Genomic DNA, 23,334 nt, shown 5'->3' with positions numbered 1-23,334 from the left:
TCGCGCGCCCCTCACACCGCCCAGGCGTAGCGGTGTTCCGGGCGGCCCGTCTCCCCGTAGCGCAGGGTCAGGCGGAGGCGGCCGGACTGTTCCAGGAGGCGGAGGTAGCGCTGGGCGGTGGAGCGGCTCAGGCCCGTGCGGCCGGCGACCTCGTGCGCGGAGAGCGGGTGGTCCGCGTGGTGCAGGACCTCCCGGATCAGCTCCGCCGTCGGCAGGGAGTGGCCGCTGGGCAGCCCCGGGGCGGTGGCGGCGGTGCGCAGCGCCCCGAAGATCCGGTCCACCTGGTCCTGTCCGGCGCCCTCGGCCCCGTCCTCGCCCGCGCGGTCGACGGTGCGGCGCAGGCTCGCGTACGCGTCGAGCTTGGCCCGCAGGGCCGCGAAGGTGAACGGTTTGACCAGGTAGTGCAGCGCGCCATGGCGCATCGCGGCCTGGACGGTGGCCACGTCGCTCGCCGAGGTCACCATGATCACATCGGTGTGGTGGCCGAGTTGGCGCATCCGGCGCACCAGGGACAGACCGGTCTCGTCCGGCAGGAAGTGGTCGAGCAGCACCAGATCGACCCGGTGCCGCTCCAGCGTCGCCAGCGCCTGGGCAGCACTGTGCGCACGGGCGACGACCCGGAACCCGGGAACCTTCCCGACGTATGCGGCGTTGATCTCGACGACACGGAAGTCGTCGTCCACGACCAGGACGTCAATCAACGTGTTTCCTTCCCGTTGAATCCCCGCAGTTGTAGCGCGAGCAAAACGAGCACAACAGGGGTTTGCGAGCAGAAGTGCGTCTTGCGCCCACAAGGCTGCCGCTGTGCCGTGAACCACATCTACGGTCCCGCTCCATGAGTACTGAGCAGAGGGGCCCCAGCACGTGCCCCGCTATCGAGCTGCGGAGCGCGGGCAAGTCGTTCCGTACGCCGTCCGGCGCGCTGCACACGGCCGTACGGGACCTGGACCTCACCGTGGAGCGCGGTGAGTTCGTCGCCGTGGTCGGCCCGACCGGCTGCGGGAAGTCCACGACGCTGACGCTGGTCAGCGGCCTGGAGGAGCCCACCGAGGGCGAAGTCCTGGTCGGTGGCGAGCCGGTCGACGGCATCGGCGACAAGGTCGGCTTCGTCTTCCAGCAGGACGCTGTCTTCCCCTGGCGGACCGTTCTGTCGAACGTGATGGCCGGGCCGCGCTTCAGGGGCGTACCGAAGGCGGAGGCGAAGGAGCGGGCGCGCGCGTGGCTGGCCCGTGTCGGTCTCGCCGCCTTCGAGGACCGCTATCCGCACCAGCTCTCCGGTGGCCAGCGCAAGCGCGTCGCGCTCGCCGCGACCTTCGTCAACGACCCCGAGATCCTGCTGATGGACGAGCCGTTCTCGGCGCTCGACGTGCAGACCAGGGCGCTGATGTCGGACGAACTCCTCGACCTGTGGTCCGGCACCGGATCCTCCGTCGTCTTCGTCACCCATGACCTGGAGGAGTCCATCGCCCTGGCCGACCGGGTCGTCGTGATGACGGCGGGTCCCGCCACCGTCAAGCAGATCTTCTCGATCGATCTGCCGCGCCCCCGCAAGGTCGAGTCGATCCGCCTGGAGCCCCGGTTCATCGAGATCTACCGGGAGATCTGGGAAGCGCTCGGCGAAGAGGTACGCATCACCCGTGAGCGGGGTGCCGCAAATGTCGCCTGACGCCATCGCCGCCGCCCCGGTCCGGGTCACCGAGCGCACCAAGGCCCGGGCGCGCGCCGCCCGCAACCGCCGCCTCCTCGTCCACGGCAGCCGCATTCTGCTGCTGGTCACGGTGCTCGCGCTCTGGGAGATCCTGGCCCGCACCAAGGCCATCGACCCGTTCAACTTCTCGATGCCGTCGAAGATCTGGGACCAGATACGCGACTGGGCCGTCAACGGCACCGCCCAGGGCTCCCTCTGGGAGCAGATCTGGTACACGCTCTACGAGGCGCTGCTCGGCTGGGTCCTGGGCGTCGCGGGCGGTGTCGTCCTCGGCATCACGCTCGGCCGGATCCGCTTCCTCGCCGATGTGCTCGGCCCGTACATCAAGGTCCTCAACGCGATCCCGCGCATCGTTCTCGCGCCGGTCTTCCTCATCTGGTTCGGGCTCGGCCCGGCGTCGAAGGTCGCCTCGGCGGTCGTCCTCGTCTTCTTCCCGGTCTTCTTCAACGCCTTCCAGGGCGCCCGCGAGGTCGACCGCAATCTGGTGCACAACGCCCGCATCCTGGGCGCGAGCAACCGCCGGGTCACCTTCCAGGTCGTCATCCCCTCCGCCACGTCCTGGATCTTCACCAGCCTCCACGTCAGCTTCGGCTTCGCCCTGATCGGCGCGATCGTCGGCGAGTACATCGGCGCGACCAAGGGCCTCGGCCTGCTCGTCGCCTCCTCGCAGGGGACGTTCAACGCCGCCGGTGTGTACGCGGCGATGGTCATCCTCGCGGTCGTCGCGCTGCTCACCGAGGGCCTGCTCACGTTCGCGGAACGGCGACTGTTCCGCTGGCGCCCCGCCGAGCCGGGCACCGACCGCTGATCCCCCCACCCCTCCGCACCTACCCCCTCTCACCGGGACGTGACGACATGCGCAGCCACCACCACCTCAGCAGAATCCCCGCAGCGGTCCTGGCCGGAGCCCTCGCCGCCACCACCCTCACCGCCTGCGGCTCGGACGACTCCGGTTCCGGCGGCTCGTCGAACAAGGTCAAGATCATGGTCGGCGGTCTCGACAAGGTCATCTATCTGCCCGCGATGCTCACCGAGCGGCTCGGCTACTTCAAGGCTGAGGGCCTGGACGTCCAACTGCTCAGCGAGCCCGCTGGAGTGCAGGCGGAGACCGCGCTGATATCCGGCGACGTCCAGGGCACGGTCGGCTTCTACGACCACACGCTCGACCTCCAGGCCAAGGGCAAGCAGGTGGAGTCCGTGGTGCAGTTCTCGCACGCGCCCGGCGAGGTCGAGGTCGTCTCCACCAAGGCCGCGGGCGACATAGCGAGCCCCAAGGACTTCAAGGGCAAGAAGCTCGGCGTCACCGGCCTCGGCTCGTCCACCGACTTCCTCACCAAGTACCTGGCGGTCCGCGACGGCGTGAAGACCAGCGACTTCACGCCGGTCGCGGTCGGGGCCGGACAGACGTTCCTCGCCGCGCTGAAGCAGGGCGCGATCCAGGGCGGGATGACGACCGACCCCACCGTCGCCAACATCCTCGACCAGAAGCTCGGCAAGGTCCTGATCGACATGCGTACGCCGGAGGGCTCGCAGCAGGCGCTCGGCGGCCCGTACCCCTCGTCCAGCCTCTATATGAACGCCAGTTGGGTGAACGGACACAAGGAGACCGTCCAGAAGCTCGCCAACGCGCTGGTCAAGACGTTGCGTTGGATGTCCTCGCACAGCGCGGAGGAGATCGCCGCGAAGATGCCGGCCGACTACGCGAAGGGCGGCAAGGCGCTCTACGCGGAGTCGATCAAGGCCACGCTGCCCATGTTCACCAAGGACGGCGTGATGCCCGCCAACGGACCGGAGACGGTCGAGAAGGTGCTCAAGGCGTTCAGCCCCAACCTCAAGAACACCGATGTCGATCTCGCCAAGACGTTCACCAGCGAGTTCGTGAACAAGGTCCCCAAGGGCTGAGGCCCTTCACCCTGTCGGGGTCAGCGGTCGGCCGCCCATGCGTAGCGGTGCTCGGGGCGGCCGGTCTCCCCGTACCGCAGGCCGAGTCGCACCCGGCCCGTGCGCTCCAGGAGTTTCAGATAGCGCTGGGCCGTCTGCCGGCTCACCCCCGCCCGCTCCGCGATCTCCTGCGCCGAGAGCGGGCCCTCGGCCGCGAGCAGCACCTGGCGCAGCAGCTCGGCGGTGGTGGGGGAGTGGCCCTTGGGCAGGCCGGGCTCGGTGGGGACGGAGAGGGCGCCGAAGATCCGGTCCACCTGGGCCTGTTCGGCCTCGCCGCCGCCGTCGAGGGTGCGGCGCAGGGCCGCGTACGCCTCCAGTCTGGTGCGCAGTCCCGCGAAGTTGAACGGCTTGACGAGGTACTGGAGCGCGCCCTGGCGCATCGCGGCCTGGACGGTGGCCACGTCGCGGGCCGCCGTCACCATGATCACGTCGGTGTGGTGCCCCAGCCGGCGCAGCTCCCGTACGACGGCGAGGCCGTTCTCGTCCGGCAGATAGTGGTCGAGCAGGATCAGATCGACGGGGCGCTCGGCGAGCAGCGCGAGCGCCTCGGCGGCCGAATGCGCCGTCGCGACCACCCGGAAACCGGGAACTTTTCCGGCGTACGCGGCATTGATGTCGGCGACACGGTGGTCGTCGTCCACGACGAGGACGTCGATCATCGAGCCTCCTCGTGCAGCGCGGTCGCGCCGGCGTCGTCCCTCGCACTGTCGTCGGTCTCGTCCAGCGCCTCCGGGAGGACGACGGTGAACTCGGCGCCGCCGTCCGGAGCGGCCGCCACGCGTGCGTGGCCGCCCTGTCGCTCGGCGAAGCGCCGTACCAGCGCGAGTCCCAGGCCCCGCTTGCCGTGGGCGGGCAGCGCCTTGGTCGACCAGCCCTCGGTGAAGATCTGTTCGCGCCGCTCGGTGGCGACGCCGGGGCCGCTGTCCCGTACGCGCAGGACGACCGTACGTCCCTCGGCGCGCAGCATGACCTCGACCGAGGCGTCGGGGGATCCGGCCGCCGCGTCCAGCGCGTTGTCGACGAGGTTGCCGACGACCGTGACCAGGCCGCGCGGGTCGACGAGCCGGTCGGGCAGCAGGCTGTCCGCCGAGATCCGCAGCGCGACGGCCCGCTCGGCCGCGACCGTGGCCTTGCCGACCAGCATCGCCGCCAGCAGCGGGTCGCGGACCTTCTCGGTGACCTGCTCGGCGGTGGTGCGATGCACCCCGACGACCTCGGTCACGAACTCGACCGCCTCGTCGTGCATCTCCAGTTCGAGCAGGCCGAGCAGGGTGTGCAGCCGGTTGGCGTGTTCGTGGTCCTGGGCGCGCAGGGCGTCGATGAGGCCGTGGGTGGAGTCCAGTTCGCGGCCCAGGCGCTCCAGTTCGGTGCGGTCGCGCAGGGTGGCCACGGCGCCGCCGTCGTCGGTCGGCATCCGGTTGGCGACCAGGACGCGATGGCCGCGTACGGTCAGCAGATCGGTGCCCGAGACGCGGCCCGCGAGGACATCGGTCGTCCGCCCGGTGCCCAGCACTTCTTCCAAGGAGCGGCCGCTCGCCTCGGGGCCGACGCCGAGCAGCCGCTGGGCCTCGTCGTTGAGCAGCCGGATCCGGCCCGTACGGTCCAGCGCGACCACGCCCTCGCGGATCGAGTGCAGCATCGCCTCGCGCTCCGCCAGCAGCGCCGAGATATCGGAGAAGGCCAGGTCACGGGTCTGCTTGTGGATCCTGCGGGAGATCAGATACGCGGCCAGGGCGCCCGCCGCCAGCGCGCCGCCCGCGTACGCGAGCAGTCCGGGGATCGCGGCGAGCAGCCGGGCGCGCACGCTGTCGTACTCGATGCCGACGGACACCGCGCCGACGATCGCGCCGCCGGAGTCCCGCAGCGGCACCTTGCCGCGCGCCGAGCGGCCGAGCGTGCCGCTGTCGATCTCCATGACGTTCTCGCCCGCGAGCGCGTCGCTGGGGTCGGTGGAGACGACCTTGCCGATCTGCCGGACGTCCGGGTGCGACCAGCGCACTCCGCGCCGGTCCATGACCACCACGTACTCGGCGCCGGTGGCTCGCCGGACCCGCTCGGCCTCCCGCTGCACCGGGCCGTCGGGGCTCGGGCGGGAGGCCAGCAGATCGGCCGTGATCTGCGGCTGGGCGGCGGTCGACTGGGCGATGGCGAGCGCGCGGCGCATCGCCTGGTCGTCGAGCTGATGGCTGAGCGGCGCGAGGAAGAGGCCGGTCGCGACCACGGCGACACCGGCGGCGATGGCCAGCTGCATCAGCAGCACCTGGGAGAAGACGCGCTGTGGCCAGCCGAACCGCCGCCGTCTCGGCGCGGGCGGGCTGGGAACGGCGCTCATGCGTATGCACGGTAGACGGCCGTGCGGCGCTTTCCGAAATCACTTCGGCCCCGCCCGCACCGAATGCGCTCCCTCGCCCCTGTCAGGGAAGCGGCTGCGGTGGCTTCGGGCCCGTGTAGTGGCCGCTCGGGCGCATCCGCAGGGGGCGCTCCTCGTACTCCTCCAGGGCATGCGCGAGCCACCCCGCCGTACGGGCCACCGCGAACACCGTCTCGCCCGCCTCGGCGGGCATGTCCGCCGCGACGGTCAGGACCGCGAGGGCGAGGTCGACATTGGCGTGCAGTGCGGTGTGGCGGGCGGTGGTGGCGACCACGTCGCGGGCCGCGTCCAGTGCGCGGGCGGCGTACGGAAGCTCCTCCAGGAGCGCGAACAGCGCCTGCGCGCGGGGGTCCTCGGCCGGGTAGAGCCGGTGGCCTAGGCCCGGGACGCGGCGGCCGGAGCGGAGGTGGTCGGCGACGACGGGGGCCGCGCCGCCGCGCTCCAGGACCTCGGCGAGCATCCGGTGGGCGAGCCCGCTGGCGGCTCCGTGCAGCGGCCCCTCCAGCACCCCGAGCCCGGCCGAGACCACCGCGTACGGATGTGCCCGCGCGGAGGCGGCGACCCGCGCGGCGAGCGTGGAGGCCGCCAGGTCGTGGTCGATGAGCAGGGCAAGTGCCGTGTTGAGCAGGTTGATTGACGCTGTATCAGATGTACGGGCGGTCAAGCGCGGCCACAGTTGCGCGGCCAGGCTGCGGTCGCCGGGGCGGTCCGGGCGCTCGGAGCCACCGGCCTTCGGCAGGGCGCGGACCAGGGTCGGGATGAGGGCGCGCCCGCAGCCCAGAACGGCCTCGGGGGAGAGGTCGAAGCGCAGCGGGTCGGCGGCCGAGGCGGCGATCGCCGCGACCCGCAGCCGGTCCATGGCGCTGGCGTGCGCGGGCAGCGCGCCGACCGCGAACCGCGCCGCGTCCAGCGACTCCCGGGGCGCGGTGAAGCGCACACCGGGTCGCAGTTCACCGGTCCACAGCCACTCGACGATTTCCTCGTACCCGTACGTCCGGGACAGTTCGACCGCGTCGACGCCCCGGTAGTAGTACCGGTCGCGGTCGATGAGGGTGATGCCGGTACGGAAGCTCAGCTCGGCGCCCGCGCCCGTGGCGGGTTCGCGGCGGCCGCCGCGCCGGGCCAGCGCCTCGATCTCCTTGGCGTCGAAGGTCGAGCCCCGGCCGCCGGGCGCCCGCTCGCTGCTCAGCTGGCCCCGGCTGACATACGCGTACACGGTCTCCGGCTTCACGCCGAGCCGGTCCGCCGCCTCGCGGGTGGTGAGTCGCGCCTGATCCGTCATCGCACCTGATCCGTCATGGGGTCACCGTATCCAAAGTGGATAACATTGATTCAATCAATATTGACAGCTGTCTCGTCAATCATAGACAGTCGAAATCAAGATTGAGGGAGGAACAGACATGCCGACCACCACCACGGCAGTACCCCGCGGACTCGCGGGCGTCGTCGTCACGGACACCGCACTCGGAGACGTCCGCGGCCTCGAAGGCTTCTACCACTACCGCCAGTACTCGGCCGTCGAGCTCGCGCAGACCCGCAGCTTCGAGGACGTCTGGCATCTGATGTTCCACGGCGAGCTGCCCGACGCCGCCGCCCGCGCCGAGTTCACCGCCCGCACCGCGGCCCTGCGCCATCTGCCGCCGCAGGTCAGCGCCGCGCTCCCCGGCATCGCCGCCGCGGGCAGGGCCTCCGGGCCGCTCGCCGGACTGCGCACCGCGCTCTCGCTGCTCGGCGCCGCCCAGGGCTTCCGGCCGGTCTACGACCTCGACGCCGACCGGCGCCGCGAGGACGCGCTCGCCGCCTGCGCGGCCGTCCCGACCCTGCTCACCGCGCTGTACCGGCTGGGGCAGGGGCTCGCGCCCGTCGAGCCGCGCGACGACCTCTCGTACGCCGCCAACTACCTCTACATGATGACCGGTTCACAGCCCTCGCCCGAGCGGGTGCGGGCGATCGAGCGGTATCTCATCTCCACCGTGGACCACGGCTTCAACGCCTCCACCTTCACCGCCCGCGTCGTCGCCTCCACCGGAGCCGACGTGGCGGCGTCCCTGGTCGCGGCGGTCGGCGCGCTCTCCGGGCCGCTGCACGGCGGCGCCCCCAGCCGCGCCCTGGACACCCTCGACGCCATCGGCGGCCCGGACCGCATCGACGGCTGGGTGCGTGAGCGCGTGCTCGCCGGTGACCGGATCATGGGCTTCGGCCACCCCGTCTACCGCACCGAGGACCCGCGCTCGCGGATGCTGCGCGGTATCGCGGAGGGCTTCGGCGGCCCGCTCGTCGCGTTCGCCGTCGAGGTCGAGAGGCACGTCGAGGCGATCCTCGCCGAGCTGAAGCCGGGCCGCGAGCTGCACACCAACGTCGAGTTCTACGCGGGTGTGGTCATGGAGCTGTGCGGGGTGCCGCGCGAGATGTTCACGCCGACGTTCTGTGCGGCCCGGGTGGTCGGCTGGAGCGCCAATATCCTGGAGCAGGCGGAGGACTCGAAGATCATCCGCCCGGCGGCCCGCTATGTCGGTCCGCCCGTGCCACAGCCCGTGCCCGCGCCCTGAGAGAGGTCCCCCTTGAGCCCGACCGGTCCGAGCCAGCGTCCCAGCCAGCCCGGAAGCGGGTCGGTGAGTCGGCAGATTCCCGTCGTGGTCCTCGCGGGATTCCTCGGCTCGGGCAAGACGACGCTGCTCAACCATCTGCTGCGGGCGAGCCGGGGGACCCGTATCGGCGCGATCGTCAACGACTTCGGGTCCATCGAGATCGACGCCATGACCGTGGCCGGTCAGCTCGGCGACTCCACGCTGTCGCTCGGCAACGGCTGTCTGTGCTGCGCGGTCGACGCGAGCGAGCTCGACGTCTATCTGGAGAAGCTGACCCGGCCCGCCGCCCGTCTCGACGTCGTCGTCATCGAGGCGAGCGGTCTCGCCGAGCCGCAGGAACTGGTCAGGATGGTGCTGGCCAGCGAGAACCCCCGGGTCGTCTACGGCGGTCTGGTCGAGGTCGTCGACGCCGCCGAGTACGAGGACACCCGCGAGCGGCACCCCGAGATCGACCGGCACCTCGCCGTCGCCGACCTCGTGGTGCTCAACAAGACGGACCGGGTGGAGCGGGCCCGGCTCGACCGGCTGCGGGAGTCCCTGGGCGGGGCGTCGGTGGTCGAGGCCAGGTACGGGCGGGTCGACCCGGAGCTGTTCTTCGACCGCAGGCCCGCCGCCGAACGCGTCGGCCAGCTCGTCTTCGAGGATCTGCTGGACGACGACGCGTACGGGCCGGAAAGCGGCCACGGTGATCACTGCGGCTCCGACTGCGGCCACAGCCACGCCGCCCATCTGCACACCGCGTACGAGTCCGTCGCCTTCACCTCGGCCGTGCCCATGGACCCGCGTCGGCTGATGGCCTTCCTCGACAGCCGCCCCGAAGGGCTCTACCGCATCAAGGGGTTCGTCGACTTCGGCGCCGCCGATCCGCGCAACCGGTACGCCGTCCACGCCGTCGGCCGCTTCCTGCGCTTCTACCCGGAGCCCTGGCCGCCCGGCGAGGAGCGGCTGACCCAGCTCGTCCTCATCGGCTCCCGCATCGACGCCGAGGGGCTGCGTAAATCCCTGGACGCGGCCGTGGCGCAGGACATTCCGGACGAGCACGCGATGTGGGGCGTGCTGCGTTACGTACGCCAGGACGAGGCCGAGGAGGAGCCGGACGCGGAGATGCCGGACGCGGAGATGTGAGCGCGCCGGAACACGACGACGCGGCCCGGCTTTCGAAAAAGCCGGGCCGCGTCGTCGTGTTCGTACGTCCTGTTACGAGGCCGGGCCCGCCAGGTCCGTGATCGGGTGGGCCAGCGGTGTGCCCGAGCCGTCGCGGCGCGGGTCCGGCTCCGGGAGCTCGGCGGGCGTGCCGTTGGCCTGCGCCGCCCGGGCCGGGGCCGCGCCTGCCCAGGCCAGCACCAGCATGTCCTCGCCCTTCAGGAACCGCTGGCAGCGCACTCCGCCGGTGGCCCGGCCCTTGCGCGGATACTGGTCGAACGGGGTGAGCTTGGCGGTCGCCGCCGAGTCCCCGAGCAGCGTGCCGCGCGAGCCCGCGACCGTGAACACCGCACCGTCCACCGCCGGGTCGACCACGGTGAACGAGATCACCTTGGCGCCGTCGGCCAGCTTGATGCCCGCCATACCGCCCGCCGGGCGGCCCTGCGGGCGGACCTGGGAGGCCTGGTAGCGCAGCAGCTGGGCGTCGTCCGTGATGAAGACCAGGTCCTCCTCGCCGGTGCGCAGCTCGGCCGCGCCGACGATCCGGTCACCGTCCTTGAGGGTGATGACCTCCAACTCGTCCTTGTTCGCCGGGTAGTCGGGCACCACCCGCTTGACGACACCCTGCTCGGTGCCGATCGCGAGCCCCGGCGACGACTCGTCCAGCGTCGTCAGACAGACCAGCTTCTCGTCCGCGTCGAGGGACAGGAACTCCGAAACCGGCGCCCCGCCCGACAGGTTGGGCGCGGCCGCCGTGTCCGGCAGCTGCGGCAGGTCGATCACCGCGAGCCGCAGCAGCCGCCCGGTGGAGGTCACCGCGCCGACGTCACCGCGCTGGGTGGCGGGCACGGCACAGACGATCACATCGTGCTTGGTGCGCCGCTCGGCATCCGTGGCCAGCGGCTCCGCGTTCGCCGTACGGGCCAGCAGACCCGTCGAGGAGAGCAGCACCCGGCACGGGTCGTCGGCGACCTCCAGGGCCACCGCGGCGACCGGGGCGCCGGCTGATTCGAGCAGGACGGTCCGCCGCTCGGTGCCGAACTTCTTGGCCACCGCCGCAAGTTCCGCCGAGACCAGCTTGCGCAGCTCGGTGTCGGACTCCAGGATCCCGGTCAGCTCGTCGATCTCGCCGGTGAGGCGGTCGCGCTCACTCTCCAGCTCGATGCGGTCGAACTTGGTGAGCCGGCGCAGCGGGGTGTCCAGGATGTACTGCGTCTGGATCTCGCTCAGCGAGAAGTGCTCGATCAGGCGTTGCTTGGCCTGCGCCGAGTTGTCACTCGACCGGATGAGACGGATGACCTCGTCGATGTCGAGGAGCGCGACGAGCAGACCCTCGACCAGGTGCAGCCGGTCGCGGCGCTTGGTGCGGCGGAACTCGCTGCGCCGGCGCACCACGTCGAAGCGGTGGTCGAGGTAGACCTCAAGGAGCTCCTTGAGCCCCATGGTGAGCGGCTGGCCGTCGACCAGCGCCACGTTGTTGATGCCGAAGGACTCCTCCATCGGCGTCAGCTTGTAGAGCTGCTCCAGGACCGCCTCGGGCACGAAGCCGTTCTTGACCTCGATGACCAGGCGCAGACCGTGCGAGCGGTCGGTGAGGTCCTTGACGTCGGCGATGCCCTGGAGCTTCTTCGAGCCGACCAGGTCCTTGATCTTGGAGATCACCTTCTCCGGGCCGACCGTGAACGGCAGTTCGGTGACGACCAGGCCCTTGCGGCGGGCCGTCACGTTCTCCACGGACACCGTCGCGCGGATCTTGAAGGTGCCGCGGCCCGACTCGTACGCGTCCTTGATCCCCGACAGGCCCACGATCCGGCCACCGGTCGGCAGGTCCGGACCGGGCACGAAGCGCATCAGCGCCTCCAGGTCCGCGCCCGGGTGCCGGATCAGATGGCGGGCGGCGGCGATGACCTCGCCCAGGTTGTGCGGCGGCATATTGGTGGCCATGCCGACCGCGATGCCGGTCGCGCCGTTGACCAGCAGGTTCGGGAACGCGGCGGGCAGTGCCACCGGCTCCTTCTCCTGGCCGTCGTAGTTCGGCGAGAAATCGACGGTGTCCTCGTCGATCGACTCGGTCATCAGCGAGGTGGCGTCGGCCATCTTGCACTCGGTGTAGCGCATGGCGGCCGGCGGGTCGTCGTTGCCGAGCGAGCCGAAGTTGCCGTGGCCGTCGACCAGCGGCAGGCGCATCGAGAACGGCTGGGCCATCCGCACCAGCGCGTCGTAGATCGACGCGTCGCCGTGCGGATGCAGCTTGCCCATGACCTCGCCGACCACGCGCGCGCACTTCACATAGCCGCGCTCGGGGCGCAGGCCCATCTCGTTCATCTGGTAGACGATGCGGCGGTGGACCGGCTTCATGCCGTCGCGGGCGTCCGGCAGGGCCCGCGAGTAGATCACCGAGTAGGCGTACTCAAGGAAGGAGCCCTGCATTTCGTCCACGACGTCGATGTCGAGGATCTTCTCCTCGAAATCGTCCGGCGGCGGGGTCTTCGTGCTGCGGCGGGCCATCGCGGCTGCGGCTCCTTCACCAACGAGTTCTTCTCAGCGACCACCAACAAGGTCTGCTCCTGACGCCGACCATTGTGGACCGTCCCACTGACAACGCCGACCGCGACCCGGAACAACGCGGACCGAGACCCGGGAACTTCGCCAGGTGTCGGTGCGCTTGCATACAGTGGCAGGACTTCTTCCTGACTTCTTCACCGCGATCGAAGGGACGTACATGCCCATGGGTCACACGGCCACCGCCCAGGCCGGCTCCGGCGGCCTGACAGCGACCGAGCACCGGCTGGCCAACGGCCTGCGCGTGGTGCTCTCCGAGGACCACCTGACCCCGGTCGCCGCGGTCTGCCTCTGGTACGACGTGGGTTCCCGCCACGAGGTCAAGGGCCGTACGGGCCTTGCTCACCTCTTCGAGCACCTGATGTTCCAGGGCTCCCACCAGGTCCACGGAAACGGTCACTTCGAGCTGGTGCAGGGCGCCGGTGGTTCGCTCAACGGCACCACCAGCTTCGAGCGCACCAACTACTTCGAGACCATGCCCACCCACCAGCTGGAGCTGGCGCTGTGGCTGGAGGCCGACCGGATGGGCTCGCTGCTGGCCGCCCTGGACGAGGAGTCCATGGAGAACCAGCGCGACGTCGTCAAGAACGAGCGCCGCCAGCGCTACGACAACGTGCCGTACGGCACGGCGTTCGAGAAGCTGACCGCGCTCGCCTACCCCGAGGGCCACCCCTACCACCACACGCCGATCGGCTCGATGGCCGACCTGGACGCGGCGACCCTTGAGGACGCGCGGAACTTCTTCCGTACGTACTACGCGCCGAACAACGCGGTCCTCGCGGTCGTCGGCGACATCGACCCGGAGCAGACGCTCGCCTGGATCGAGAAGTACTTCGGTTCCATCCCGCTGCACGACGGCAAGCAGCCGCCGCGCGACGGCGCGCTGCCCGACGTCATCGGCGAGCAGCTGCGCGAGGTCGTCCACGAGGACGTGCCGGCGCGCGCGCTGATGGCCGCCTACCGGCTGCCGCACGACGGCACGCGCGAGTGCGACGCGGCGGACCTGGCGCTCACCGTGCTCGGCGGCGGCGAGTCGTCCCGGCTCCACAACCGCTTGGTGCGCCGCGATCAGAGCGCCGTCGCCGCGGGCTTCGGCCTGCTGCGGCTCGCCGGTGCGCCCTCGCTCGGCTGGCTGGACGTGAAGACGTCCGGCGGCGTCGAGGTCCCGGACATCGAGTCGGCCGTCGACGAGGAGCTGGCCCGGTTCGCCGAAGAGGGCCCCACGGCCGAGGAGATGGAGCGCGCCCAGGCCCAGCTGGAGCGCGAGTGGCTGGACCGGCTCGGCACGGTCGCGGGCCGCGCCGACGAACTCTGCCGGTACGCGGTGCTGTTCGGCGACCCCCAGCTCGCCCTGACCGCCGTCGACCGGGTGCTCGACATCACCGCCGACGAGGTGCGGGACGTCGCCCGGGCCACCCTGCGCCCGGACAACAGGGCGGTGCTGGTCTACGAGCCGACCACCGCCGAAGCAGACGAGGACGAGGCGGCCGACGCCGACGCCAAGGGAGCAGAGCAGTGAGCGAGACCGGCGTGACCATGGAGTTCCACCCGCAGCCGGCGGCGGGCACCGCGCGCCCCTGGGCGTTCCCCGCCCCGGGCCGTTCCACCCTGTCCAACGGGCTGACCGTGCTGCGCTGCGACCGCCCGGGCCAGCAGGTCGTGGCCGTCGAGATCTTCCTCGCCGCCCCGCTGGACGCCGAGCCGGCCGGTCTGGACGGCGTCGCCACGATCATGGCGCGCGCGTTCTCCGAGGGCACCGACAAGCGCTCCGCCGAGGAGTTCGCCGCCGACCTGGAGCGCTGCGGCGCCACCCTGGACGCGCACGCGGACCACCCGGGCGTGCGAGTCTCCCTGGAGGTGCCGGTCTCCCGGCTCCCCAAGGCGCTCGCTCTGCTCGCGGAGGCGCTGCGCGCGCCCGCGTTCGCCGACGCGGAGGTCGACCGCCTGGTCCGCAACCGCCTCGACGAGATCCCGCACGAGCTGGCCAACCCGGCCCGCCGCGCCGCCCAGCAGCTCTCCAAGGAGCTCTTCCCGGCGTCCGCGCGCATGTCGCGCCCGCGCCAGGGCACCGAGGAGACCGTCACGCGGATCGACGCGTCGGCCGTGCGGGCCTTCTACGAGGCGTATGTGCGCCCGGCGGCGGCCACCGCGGTCGTCGTCGGCGACTTCGGCGCCACCGACCTGGACGCGGTCCTCGCGGACACCCTGGGCGCCTGGACCGGTACCGCGGCCGAGGAGCGCCCGATGCCGCCGATCACCGCCGACGACACCGGCCGTGTGGTCATCGTCGACCGGCCCGGCGCCGTCCAGACGCAGCTGCTCATCGGCCGGATCGGCCCGGACCGCCACGACCGCGTCTGGCCCGCCCAGGTCCTCGGGACGTACTGCCTGGGCGGCACGCTCACCTCCCGGCTGGACCGCGTCCTGCGCGAGGAGAAGGGCTACACGTACGGAGTACGTGCGTACGGTCAGGTGCTGCGCTCCGGCGCCGAGGGCACCGGTGCGGCCATGCTCGCCATCAGCGGCTCGGTCGACACCCCGAACACCGGCCCGGCCCTGGACGACCTGTGGACGGTGTTGCGCAAGCTCGCCGCCGAGGGTCTGACCGACCCCGAGCGCGAGACGGCCGTGCAGAACCTGGTGGGCGTCGCCCCACTGAAGTACGAGACGGCGGCGGCCGTCGCCGGGACGCTGGCCGACCAGGTCGAGCAGCACCTCCCGGACGACTTCCAGGCGCAGTTGTACGCGCGCCTCGCCGAGACGGGCACCGTGGAGGCGACGGCGGCCGTCGTCAGCGCCTTCCCGGTGGACCGTCTGGTGACCGTCCTCGTCGGTGACGCGGCGCAGATCGCGGAGCCGGTCAAGGCCCTCGGAATCGGTGAAGTCACCGTCGTGGCGGGCTGATTGGGAACAGCGTCGCGCGCGTGGCGTGGCGTACGGGAAGGACCCCGGTGGCACATCTGCCACCGGGGTCCTCCTATATGTCCCATTTAGTGGGGAGGTTGCCTGTCTGTCATGTGGCGTGCGCTACAAAAACAGGCGTCTGTTTGGCGATTGAAAGATCAGCCGTCTAGCGTCGGTCGGGCTGTCCGTCACCACCCGTCGCAGCCGCGGCACCGGACAGCGATCGCCGAGTCCCCAACTGGCGCGAGCCAGGGGAGCCGGGGACCCACTCAGTCCCTGGGGTGAATCGGACGCCTCCGCCCGCGGAGGGGCCCGTAGGAGACCTTCCAGCTCCGAACCCGTCAGCTAACCCGGTAGGCGAGATGGAAGGAAAGGACACCGCCTCTCCATGGCGTTCACCCGTGCCACCGGGAAACACCGTCGTCCGAGCGCCATGTCGCGCAAGAGCGCGAACATAGCCGGCATCGCCACCCTGGCCACCGCCGGAGTCGTGGGCACCCTCGCCTCGCCGGCCCTCGCCGCCGAGAACGCCGCGTCCACCTCGGCCTCCGTCGAGGACACCGGCATCACCCAGGCCATCGTCATCGGCGACACGCTCGCCGACCGCATCGGCGCCCAGGCCGAGGCCCAGCGGCACGCCGCCGACAAGGCCCGCGCCGCCGCCGAGGCCCAGCGCAAGGCCGAGGCCCGGGCCAAGGAGGAGCGCGCCGCCAAGGAGCGGGCCGCCCGCGAGGCCGAGCGCAAGCGCCTCAACACCTTCGTCGCGCCGATAGCGAACTCGTACGTCTCCACCGGCTACAAGACCGGCGGCTCGCTGTGGTCCTCCGGCAGTCACACCGGCATCGACTTCCACGCGGACAGCGGCACCCCGGTGCACGCCGTCGGGCTCGGCACCGTGGTCGAGGCGGGCTGGGGCGGGGCGTACGGCAACAACATCGTGATCAAGATGAACGACGGCACGTACACCCAGTACGGTCATCTGCTGTCCATCGAGGTCTCCGTCGGCCAGTCCGTCGAGCCGGGCCAGCAGATAGCCCTCTCCGGCAACACCGGCAACACCACCGGCCCGCACCTCCACTTCGAGGCCCGCACGGCCCCCACGTACGGCTCCGACATCGACCCGGTCGCGTATCTGCGCGCGCACGGCGTCAACGTCTGACGGACCGACGCACCTTCCTTCCGCGAAGCCCCCGGCACCTGTGTGCCGGGGGCTTCGTGCGTTGGCCAAAAGATATCGCTGGAATAGGCCATGTCACGGGGAATTAACAGCCGCTGGAATAGAGTCGCCGAACAGGCGTCGATCGACCGCGTTTCGCGGGGATTAAGGCGGAGGTTCGGTCATGCGCATTCCGGCGCAATCGGTATGCACGGCAATCCGTGACGACATCGTCGCGGGACTCTTCGAGCGCGGCAGCCGGCTCACCGAGGAAGTGCTCGCCCGGCGTTACGGAGTCTCGCGCGTCCCGGTCCGCGAGGCGCTGCGCACCCTGGAGTCCGAGGGCTTCGTGACCACCCGCCGGCACGCCGGGGCCTGTGTCGCCGAGCCCACCGAGCAGGAGGCGGCCGACCTGCTCGAAATGCGCGTACTCCTGGAGCCGCTGGCCGCCGCGCGCGCGGCGACGCGGCACACCGAGGCCCATCTCAAGGTGCTGCGCGGCCTGGTCAGGCTGGGTCAGGAGCGCATCCGGCGGGCCCAGGGCGAGGACCTGCGCTCGCTGGGCGTCTGGTTCCACGAGACGCTCGCCCAGGCGTCCGGCAGCCCCGGCCTGATCGCGCTGCTCACCCAGCTGCGGCACAAGATCGCCTGGATGTACGTGGTGGAGCACCCCGCGCTGCCCGGTGAGTCCTGGGCGGAGCACGGGGCGATCGTGGACGCGGTGGCGCGCGGCGACGCAGAGCGGACCAGATCGCTGGCGACCCTCCACGCCGAGCGTGCCTTTTCCGCCTATCGGCTGCGCCGCCCGGCGGACGTGAGGAGTTCGCAACATGCCGTACACACCGCGAGCGTCCGTGCTTAACAAAGCCGCCGTATACAAAGGGAAGTAATTCGAGGGGCCGGTTTCTGCTGCCCGAAATCAGCAGTCGCGTACGTGGAGTCGCGTAAAAGAAAGCGAGCCGTGGATCCCGAATTCGGGATCCACGGCTCGCTTCGTGAAGCGTGGGGCTCGGCCGACCGGGGTCAGACGGTCTCCGGGAGCTCCTCAAGGCCCTCGGCGACGAGCTTCGCCAGACGGTCCAGGGCCGCGTCGGAGCCCTCCGCCTCGGAAGCCAGCACGATCTCCTCGCCGCCCTGCGCGCCCAGGCCGAGCACCGCGAGCATGGAGGCGGCGTTGACCGGGTTGCCGTCGGCCTTGGCGATCGTCACGGGGACGCCGGAGGCCGTGGCGGCGCGGACGAAGATGGAAGCGGGGCGGGCGTGCAGGCCCTCGGCCCAGCCGACATTGACGCGGCGCTCAGCCATGGTGATGCCCTTCGAAATCTCTGACGGTTGTCTAGACCATTCTCTCATGTCCTGCGGAGTGCTCATACCGACCTCGGACCCCGGCCCGGAGGCCGTTCGGCCCTGTGCTCCTCTCCCTGTCCTGTCCCTGTCCGGGCGCCCTGCTCCGGCTCCCTACCTTGGCCCGCCCCAACCGGCGCCGCGACCCGTAGGCTGCCCGTATGCAGGCTCCGCAGGAGAAGACGCAGGACCCCGCGTACCCGGCCCACTGGGAGGCCGACGTCGTGCTGCGCGACGGGGGCACGGCCCGGATCAGGCCCATCACGACCGCCGACGCCGAGCGGCTCGTCTCCTTCTACGAGCAGGTGTCGGACGAGTCCAAGTACTACCGCTTCTTCGCGCCCTACCCCCGGCTGTCCGCCAAGGACGTGCACCGCTTCACCCATCACGACTATGTGGACCGGGTCGGCCTGGCGGCGACGGTCGGCGGCGAGTTCATCGCGACCGTCCGCTTCGACCGGATCAACGCGCAGGGCCGCCCCGCCTCCGCCCCGGCCGACGAGGCCGAGGTGGCCTTCCTGGTGCAGGACGCCCATCAGGGGCGCGGGGTGGCGTCCGCGCTGCTCGAACACATCGCGGAGGTCGCGCGCGAGCGGGGGATCCGGCGGTTCGCGGCGGAGGTGCTGCCCGCCAACAACAAGATGATCAAGGTGTTCACCGACGCGGGCTATCAGCAGAAGCGTTCCTTCGAGGATGGTTCGGTCCATCTGACGCTCGACCTGGAGCCGACGGCCGAGTCGCTGGCCGTGCAGCGCGCGCGTGAGCAGCGCGCCGAGTCACGCTCGGTGCAGCGGCTGCTGGCGCCCGGCTCGCTCGCCGTGATCGGCGTCGGCCGCGCGCCGGGCGGGGTGGGGCGCACGGTGCTGCGCAATGTGCTGGGGGCGGGGTTCACGGGCCGGGTGTACGCGGTCAACCGGGCGTTCGGGGACGGGAGTTCCGCTGCCGACGGCGGCTCGTGGTTCGGTGGTGGCCCCACGGTCGACGGCGTACCCGCGGTCCGCTCGCTCGCGGAGATCGCCGAGCCGGTCGACCTGGCGGTCGTCGCCGTACCGGCCGAGCGGGTGCCGGAGGCGGTCGCGGAGTGCGGCGAGCACGGGGTGCAGGGGCTGGTCGTCCTCTCCGCCGGTTACGCCGAGAGCGGCGCGGCGGGCCGCGAGCGCCAGCGCGAACTGCTGCGGCAGGTGCGGTCGTACGGGATGCGGCTGATCGGGCCGAACGCGTTCGGCGTGATCAACACAGCCCCTGGGGTGCGGCTGAACGCGTCCCTGGCGCCGGAGCCGCCCGACCGTGGCCGGATCGGCCTGTTCACCCAGTCCGGAGCGATCGGCATCGCGCTGCTCTCGGGTCTGTACCGGCGCGGGGCGGGCCTGTCGACGTTCATCTCGTCCGGCAACCGGGCGGACGTCTCGGGCAACGACATCCTCCAGTACTGGTACGAGGACGCCGATACGGACGTGGTCCTGCTGTACCTCGAATCCATCGGCAACCCGAGGAAGTTCACCCGGCTCGCGCGGCGGACGGCGGCGGTGAAGCCGGTGGTCGCGGTGAAGGGCGCGCGCCACAGTGGCTCGACCCCGCCGGGCCACGCGGTCCCGGTGACGCGCGTCCCGGACGCGGCGGTCTCGGCGCTGCTGCGCCAGGCCGGGGTGATCCGGGTGGACACGGTGACCGAACTGGTCGACGTGGGCGTGCTCCTCGCGGACCAGCCGCTGCCGGCGGGCCCGCGCGTGGCGATCCTGGGCAACTCCGAGTCGCTCGGCCTGCTGACGTACGACGCCTGCCTCACCGAGGGCCTGCGCCCCCTGCCGCCCCGCGACCTGACGACGGCGGCCACTCCCGCCGACTTCCGGGACGCGCTGGCGCAGGCGCTCGCGGACGAGTTCTGCGACGCGGTGGTGGTCACGGCGATCCCCTGGGTGGGCACTCCCGGCCACCCCGACGAGGCCCTGGCCACCGCCCTGAAGGAAGCCACGGCCACGTCCCCGGCGAAGCCGGTGGCAGTGGTCCACGTGGAGCTGGGCGGCCTGGCCCAGGCGCTCGCGAGCGCGGCGGACACGGCACCGCGGGCGGCGACGGCGAACCGGGGGAGGGTGGTGCCGGCGCGGCCGGAGCCAGGAAGCGGGGGCGTGGCACCGGAGGGGGTGCAGGGGCGCATCCCCGCCTATCCCGCCGCCGAGCGTGCCGTACGGGCGCTCGCACAGGCCGTGCGGTACGGGCAGTGGCGGCGGCAGGCCGCCGAGCAGGGGAAGGTGGCGGAGTGCGACGACATCGACGAGGCCGGGGCCGCCCGGGACATCGCGGGGCTGCTCGGCGACGCCCCGGACCCCCGGGGCGTGACGCTCGGCAGCGACGCCGCCGAGGCGCTGCTCGGCCGGTACGGCATCCGGGTGCGCCCCGCCCGCCCCGCCCCGGACCCGGACGCCGCCGTCGAGGCCGCCGCCCGCCTCGGCTACCCCGTCGCGCTCAAGACCACCGCCCCGCATCTGCGCCACCGCCCCGACCTCGGCGGGGTCCGCCTGGACCTGGCGAACGAGGAGCAACTGCGGCGCGCGTACGCCGAGTTGACCCACGCGCTCGGCAAGCCGGAGGAGCTGCAGCCGGTCGTCCAGGCGATGGCGCCGCGCGGGGTGGACACCGTGGTGCGCGCCGCCATCGACCCGGCCGTCGGTGCCGTGCTCTCCTTCGGCCTGGCAGGCGCCGCCTCCGAGCTGCTCGGCGACACCGGCCACCGTCTGGTTCCGGCCACCGACCGCGACGCCGCCGAGCTGATCCGGTCGATCCGGACCGCCCCGCTCCTGTTCGGCTGGCGCGGCTCGGCCCCGGTGGACACGGCGGCGCTGGAAGAGCTCCTGCTGCGGGTGTCGCGCCTGGTCGACGACCATCCGGAGGTCGTCGCCGTCACCCTGGAACCGGTCGTCGTCGCCCAGCACGGCCTCACCGCCCTCGCCGCCACCGTCCGCCTCGCCCCGCCCCCCGCCCGCACCGACCTCGGCCCCCGCCGCCTGCCCAGCTACTGAAACGATCGGGCCCCAAGGCCCCGTAGGATGGAGTCCATGGCGAAGACCGGCACGATGACCCAGGGGCTGCGCGCGGCGATCGAGCGCAGCGGCTACTACCCGGCCCTTGTGGCCGAGGCGGTGGAGGCCGCCGTCGGTGGTGAGCCGATCGCGTCGTACCTGGTGCACCAGGAGACCACCTTCGACGCCAACGAGGTGCGTCGCCACGTCACGGTCCTCGTCCTCACGGACAATCGTTTCATCGTGAGCCACACCGACGAGCAGAACGCCGACACCAGCTCCCCGACGCCGTACGCGACGACCTCGACGGAGTCCGTGAAGATCGGCCGGATCTCGTCCGTGGTGGTCAGCCGCGTCGTCGCCAACCCCGAGTCGTACACGCCGGGCGTGCTGCCCCGCGAAGTGGTCCTCACCATCGGCTGGGGCGCGGTGTCCCGTATCGACCTGGAGCCCGCCGCCTGCGGCGACCCCAACTGCGACGCCGACCACGGCTACACCGGCAACGCCACGGCCGACGACCTGAGCCTGCGGGTCAGCGAGGCCGGCGACGGCCCGGACACCGTGCGCCAGACCCTCGCCTTCGCGCAGGCGCTCTCCGAGGCGACCGCGGCGACCGGCCGCTGATGGCCCAGCCCTACTGGCAGGATCCGGAACCCCTCGCCCTCGACACCGCCCCCCTGCCCGAGTACGGCAGCGGCTCGCTCGCCGATCTGCTGCCCACGCTCGTGGCGGGCCAGGGCGTGCCCGGCGTGAGCGCCGCGATCCCCGAGCTCACCCCGGCCGACCGGAACTGTGTCTTCCTGATCGACGGCCTCGGCTGGGAGCAGATCAAGGCGCACCCGGACGAGGCCCCGTATCTGCACTCGCTGCTCGGCACCTCGCGCGGCGGCACCGGCCGCCCGATCACCGCGGGCTTCCCGGCGACCACCGCCACCTCGCTCGCCTCCGTCGGCACGGGCCTGCCGCCCGCCGCGCACGGCCTGCCCGGCTACACCGCGCGCAACCCCGAGACCGGCCAGCTGATGAACCAGCTGCGCTGGCGGCCGTGGACCGACCCGCACGAGTGGCAGCCGTACCCCACGGTCTTCCAACTGGCCGACGCGGCCGGGGTGCACACCGCCCAGGTGTCGTCGCCGACGTTCGAACACACCCCGCTGACCAAGGTCGCGCTCAGTGGCGGAACGTTTCACGGGCGGCTCTCCGGCGAGGAGCGCATGGACCTCGCGGCCGAGCAACTGGCCGCCGGGGACCGCTCGTTGGTCTACACGTACTACAGCGAGGTCGACGGCAAGGGCCACCGCTTCGGTGTCGACTCCGACGCCTGGCGCGGCCAGCTGATGTACGTCGACCGGCTCGTCCAGCGCCTCGCCGAGCAGCTGCCGCCCCGCGCGGCGCTGTACGTCACCGCCGACCACGGCATGATCGACATCCCCTTCGACGAAGAGTCCCGTATCGACTTCGACGAGGACTGGGAGCTGCGCGCGGGCGTCGCCCTGCTCGGCGGCGAGGGCCGGGCCCGCCATGTGTACGCGGTCCCGGGCGCCCAGTCCGACGTCCTCGCCGTCTGGCGCGAGGTGCTCGGCGAGCAGTTCTGGGTGGCCAGCCGCGAGGAGGCCATAGCCGCGGGCTGGTTCGGGCAGCCGGGCGCCTGCGACGAGCGGGTGTACGGGCGGATCGGCGACGTCGTCGCGGCGGCCCACGCCGATGTGGTGATCACCGCCTCGCAGAACGAGCCGAACGAGTCCGCGATGGTCGGCATGCACGGCTCGATGACCCCCGTCGAGCAGCTGGTGCCGCTCATAGAAGTACGCTCGTAACCCTTCCCGTACTTCTCCCGTCCTCTACGCGCGCGTGCGCGCAGACCCGAAAGGCCGTCACCCTCCCATGCCCGAGCTGGTGTTCTTCTCCGGAACGATGGACTGCGGAAAGAGCACCCTCGCTCTTCAGATCGAGCACAACCGGTCCGCGCGCGGACTCCAGGGCATGATCTTCACGCGTGACGACCGCGCGGGCGAGGGCAAGCTGTCCTCCCGCCTCGGCCTGGTGACGGACGCCGTCGAGGCCGCCGAGGGCTTCGACTTCTACGCGTACCTCGTCGCCCACCTCTCCAAGGGCGGCCGCTGCGACTATGTGATCGCGGACGAGGCGCAGTTCCTCGCGCCCGAGCAGATCGACCAGCTCGCCCGGGTCGTCGACGACCTCGACCTGGACGTCTTCGCCTTCGGCATCACCACCGACTTCCGCTCCAAGCTCTTCCCCGGCTCCCAGCGGCTCGTTGAGCTCGCCGACCGCGTCGAGGTGCTCCAGGTCGAGGCGCTGTGCTGGTGCGGCGCACGGGCCACGCACAACGCCCGTACGGTCGGCGGCGAGATGGTCGTCGAGGGCGCCCAGGTGGTCGTCGGCGACGTCAACCAGTCCGAGGACGAGATCGGTTACGAGGTGCTGTGCCGACGCCACCACCGCCGCCGGATGACGGCCGCGGCCGCGCGTGCGGCTGCGCTGTCGCCGGACGTGCTCCCCGTCGACGCGTAGTCGCTCCGCGGGGGCGGGTTATTCGGCTGCGGACCGTGCGTGGCTGGTCGCGCCCACGCGGCGGAGCC

At 71.7% G+C, this 23,334-nt stretch carries 19 protein-coding genes and 1 riboswitch; of the genes, 13 read left to right on the top strand and 6 right to left on the bottom strand.

Features of this window, described 5'->3' with window-relative positions; genetic code table 11:
* Window positions 1-11: 11 nt before the first annotated feature.
* A complete protein-coding gene (locus BG418_RS20800) occupies window positions 12-701 on the bottom strand; it encodes a response regulator (protein WP_188275443.1) in 690 nt (229 codons plus the stop codon).
* A 134-nt stretch (window positions 702-835) separates the two neighbouring features.
* On the opposite strand from BG418_RS20800, the gene BG418_RS20795 reads away from it, so the two are divergent.
* From BG418_RS20795 to BG418_RS20785, 3 genes are read left to right on the top strand one after another with little or no spacing between them, the layout of a single operon-like run.
* The gene (locus tag BG418_RS20795; protein ID WP_188275442.1) at window positions 836-1,666 is read left to right on the top strand and encodes an ABC transporter ATP-binding protein; all 831 of its coding nucleotides are present in this window, start codon (window positions 836-838) and stop codon (window positions 1,664-1,666) included.
* Window positions 1,656-2,516 (top strand): ABC transporter permease, encoded by an 861-nt coding sequence (locus tag BG418_RS20790; RefSeq protein ID WP_188275441.1) that lies wholly within the window; start codon window positions 1,656-1,658, stop codon window positions 2,514-2,516. Before BG418_RS20795 ends, BG418_RS20790 begins: the two co-directional genes overlap by 11 nt.
* A 47-nt stretch (window positions 2,517-2,563) precedes the next feature.
* Window positions 2,564-3,610, top strand: a complete 1,047-nt coding sequence (locus tag BG418_RS20785) for an ABC transporter substrate-binding protein (protein ID WP_188275440.1) — start codon at window positions 2,564-2,566, stop codon at window positions 3,608-3,610.
* A gap of 20 nt (window positions 3,611-3,630) precedes the next feature.
* Here the strand turns inward: BG418_RS20785 and BG418_RS20780 are convergent, their stop codons facing one another.
* From BG418_RS20780 to BG418_RS20770, 3 genes are all read right to left on the bottom strand, one after another.
* Complete coding sequence (locus BG418_RS20780; RefSeq protein WP_188275439.1) at window positions 3,631-4,308, bottom strand: response regulator; 678 nt, start codon at window positions 4,306-4,308, stop codon at window positions 3,631-3,633.
* Window positions 4,305-5,981: a sensor histidine kinase gene (locus BG418_RS20775; RefSeq protein ID WP_188275438.1), complete on the bottom strand. Its 1,677-nt coding sequence runs from the start codon at window positions 5,979-5,981 to the stop codon at window positions 4,305-4,307. The genes BG418_RS20780 and BG418_RS20775 overlap by 4 nt, the downstream gene beginning before the upstream one ends.
* A gap of 82 nt (window positions 5,982-6,063) precedes the next feature.
* Entirely contained in the window at window positions 6,064-7,302 is a 1,239-nt protein-coding gene (locus tag BG418_RS20770) for a citrate/2-methylcitrate synthase (RefSeq protein WP_188275437.1), read from the bottom strand.
* A 118-nt stretch (window positions 7,303-7,420) separates the two neighbouring features.
* Between BG418_RS20770 and BG418_RS20765 the strand changes: the two genes are divergently transcribed.
* Window positions 7,421-8,569 carry a citrate synthase/methylcitrate synthase gene (locus BG418_RS20765; protein WP_188275436.1) on the top strand — a complete coding sequence of 383 codons (1,149 nt, stop codon included), beginning with the start codon at window positions 7,421-7,423 and terminating at the stop codon, window positions 8,567-8,569.
* Window positions 8,570-8,632: 63 nt separating this feature from the next.
* A complete protein-coding gene (locus tag BG418_RS20760; RefSeq protein WP_317453707.1) occupies window positions 8,633-9,733 on the top strand; it encodes a GTP-binding protein in 1,101 nt (366 codons plus the stop codon).
* A 72-nt stretch (window positions 9,734-9,805) separates the two neighbouring features.
* Here BG418_RS20760 and BG418_RS20755 read toward each other — a convergent pair whose 3' ends face one another.
* Window positions 9,806-12,259 carry a DNA topoisomerase (ATP-hydrolyzing) subunit A gene (locus BG418_RS20755; protein ID WP_188275434.1) on the bottom strand — a complete coding sequence of 818 codons (2,454 nt, stop codon included), beginning with the start codon at window positions 12,257-12,259 and terminating at the stop codon, window positions 9,806-9,808.
* A gap of 214 nt (window positions 12,260-12,473) precedes the next feature.
* On the opposite strand from BG418_RS20755, the gene BG418_RS20750 reads away from it, so the two are divergent.
* The 4 genes from BG418_RS20750 to BG418_RS20735 all read left to right on the top strand — a co-directional run bounded on the left by BG418_RS20750 (window position 12,474) and on the right by BG418_RS20735 (window position 17,235).
* Entirely contained in the window at window positions 12,474-13,832 is a 1,359-nt protein-coding gene (locus BG418_RS20750) for a pitrilysin family protein (RefSeq protein ID WP_188275433.1), read from the top strand.
* A 17-nt stretch (window positions 13,833-13,849) separates the two neighbouring features.
* Window positions 13,850-15,217, top strand: coding sequence for a pitrilysin family protein (locus BG418_RS20745; RefSeq protein ID WP_223185203.1), 1,368 nt, complete (start codon window positions 13,850-13,852; stop codon window positions 15,215-15,217).
* Window positions 15,218-15,431: 214 nt separating this feature from the next.
* Window positions 15,432-15,592: riboswitch (cyclic di-AMP (ydaO/yuaA leader) on the top strand.
* Between the two features lie 13 nt (window positions 15,593-15,605).
* A complete protein-coding gene (locus BG418_RS20740) occupies window positions 15,606-16,376 on the top strand; it encodes a M23 family metallopeptidase (protein ID WP_188275431.1) in 771 nt (256 codons plus the stop codon).
* Between the two features lie 181 nt (window positions 16,377-16,557).
* Window positions 16,558-17,235, top strand: coding sequence for a GntR family transcriptional regulator (locus tag BG418_RS20735; protein WP_188275430.1), 678 nt, complete (start codon window positions 16,558-16,560; stop codon window positions 17,233-17,235).
* Window positions 17,236-17,396: 161 nt separating this feature from the next.
* On the opposite strand, the gene BG418_RS20730 is transcribed toward BG418_RS20735, so the two are convergent.
* Window positions 17,397-17,678: an HPr family phosphocarrier protein gene (locus BG418_RS20730; RefSeq protein WP_188275429.1), complete on the bottom strand. Its 282-nt coding sequence runs from the start codon at window positions 17,676-17,678 to the stop codon at window positions 17,397-17,399.
* Window positions 17,679-17,878: 200 nt separating this feature from the next.
* On the opposite strand from BG418_RS20730, the gene BG418_RS20725 reads away from it, so the two are divergent.
* The 4 genes from BG418_RS20725 to BG418_RS20710 all read left to right on the top strand — a co-directional run bounded on the left by BG418_RS20725 (window position 17,879) and on the right by BG418_RS20710 (window position 23,266).
* Window positions 17,879-20,734, top strand: a complete 2,856-nt coding sequence (locus BG418_RS20725) for a bifunctional GNAT family N-acetyltransferase/acetate--CoA ligase family protein (RefSeq protein ID WP_188275428.1) — start codon at window positions 17,879-17,881, stop codon at window positions 20,732-20,734.
* A 36-nt stretch (window positions 20,735-20,770) separates the two neighbouring features.
* Window positions 20,771-21,358 carry a DUF5998 family protein gene (locus BG418_RS20720; RefSeq protein ID WP_188275427.1) on the top strand — a complete coding sequence of 196 codons (588 nt, stop codon included), beginning with the start codon at window positions 20,771-20,773 and terminating at the stop codon, window positions 21,356-21,358.
* Window positions 21,358-22,551 (top strand): alkaline phosphatase family protein, encoded by a 1,194-nt coding sequence (locus BG418_RS20715; RefSeq protein WP_188275426.1) that lies wholly within the window; start codon window positions 21,358-21,360, stop codon window positions 22,549-22,551. The genes BG418_RS20720 and BG418_RS20715 overlap by 1 nt, the downstream gene beginning before the upstream one ends.
* A gap of 67 nt (window positions 22,552-22,618) precedes the next feature.
* On the top strand, window positions 22,619-23,266 hold the full coding sequence (locus tag BG418_RS20710) for a thymidine kinase (RefSeq protein WP_188275425.1): 648 nt from the start codon (window positions 22,619-22,621) through the stop codon (window positions 23,264-23,266).
* Window positions 23,267-23,334: the final 68 nt, after the last annotated feature.

Source organism: Streptomyces sp. CBMA152 (genome assembly GCF_014596475.1).
Taxonomy (GTDB): domain Bacteria; phylum Actinomycetota; class Actinomycetes; order Streptomycetales; family Streptomycetaceae; genus Streptomyces.
This window is presented reverse-complemented; position numbering and strand designations above follow the sequence as displayed.

Excerpts from the sequence above, each read along its gene's own strand:
- BG418_RS20790 (WP_188275441.1), top strand. The coding sequence starts at position 1,656 with ATGTCGCCTGACGCCATCGCCGCCGCCCCGGTCCGGGTCACCGAGCGC.
- BG418_RS20795 (WP_188275442.1), top strand. The coding sequence starts at position 836 with ATGAGTACTGAGCAGAGGGGCCCCAGCACGTGCCCCGCTATCGAGCTG.
- BG418_RS20785 (WP_188275440.1), top strand. The coding sequence starts at position 2,564 with ATGCGCAGCCACCACCACCTCAGCAGAATCCCCGCAGCGGTCCTGGCC.
- BG418_RS20715 (WP_188275426.1), top strand. The coding sequence starts at position 21,358 with ATGGCCCAGCCCTACTGGCAGGATCCGGAACCCCTCGCCCTCGACACC.
- BG418_RS20755 (WP_188275434.1), bottom strand. The coding sequence starts at position 12,259 with ATGGCCCGCCGCAGCACGAAGACCCCGCCGCCGGACGATTTCGAGGAG.
- BG418_RS20770 (WP_188275437.1), bottom strand. The coding sequence starts at position 7,302 with ATGACGGATCAGGCGCGACTCACCACCCGCGAGGCGGCGGACCGGCTC.
- BG418_RS20730 (WP_188275429.1), bottom strand. The coding sequence starts at position 17,678 with ATGGCTGAGCGCCGCGTCAATGTCGGCTGGGCCGAGGGCCTGCACGCC.
- BG418_RS20745 (WP_223185203.1), top strand. The coding sequence starts at position 13,850 with ATGGAGTTCCACCCGCAGCCGGCGGCGGGCACCGCGCGCCCCTGGGCG.
- BG418_RS20765 (WP_188275436.1), top strand. The coding sequence starts at position 7,421 with ATGCCGACCACCACCACGGCAGTACCCCGCGGACTCGCGGGCGTCGTC.
- BG418_RS20775 (WP_188275438.1), bottom strand. The coding sequence starts at position 5,981 with ATGAGCGCCGTTCCCAGCCCGCCCGCGCCGAGACGGCGGCGGTTCGGC.
- BG418_RS20740 (WP_188275431.1), top strand. The coding sequence starts at position 15,606 with ATGGCGTTCACCCGTGCCACCGGGAAACACCGTCGTCCGAGCGCCATG.
- BG418_RS20735 (WP_188275430.1), top strand. The coding sequence starts at position 16,558 with ATGCGCATTCCGGCGCAATCGGTATGCACGGCAATCCGTGACGACATC.
- BG418_RS20725 (WP_188275428.1), top strand. The coding sequence starts at position 17,879 with ATGCAGGCTCCGCAGGAGAAGACGCAGGACCCCGCGTACCCGGCCCAC.
- BG418_RS20710 (WP_188275425.1), top strand. The coding sequence starts at position 22,619 with ATGCCCGAGCTGGTGTTCTTCTCCGGAACGATGGACTGCGGAAAGAGC.
- BG418_RS20750 (WP_188275433.1), top strand. The coding sequence starts at position 12,474 with ATGCCCATGGGTCACACGGCCACCGCCCAGGCCGGCTCCGGCGGCCTG.
- BG418_RS20720 (WP_188275427.1), top strand. The coding sequence starts at position 20,771 with ATGGCGAAGACCGGCACGATGACCCAGGGGCTGCGCGCGGCGATCGAG.
- BG418_RS20780 (WP_188275439.1), bottom strand. The coding sequence starts at position 4,308 with ATGATCGACGTCCTCGTCGTGGACGACGACCACCGTGTCGCCGACATC.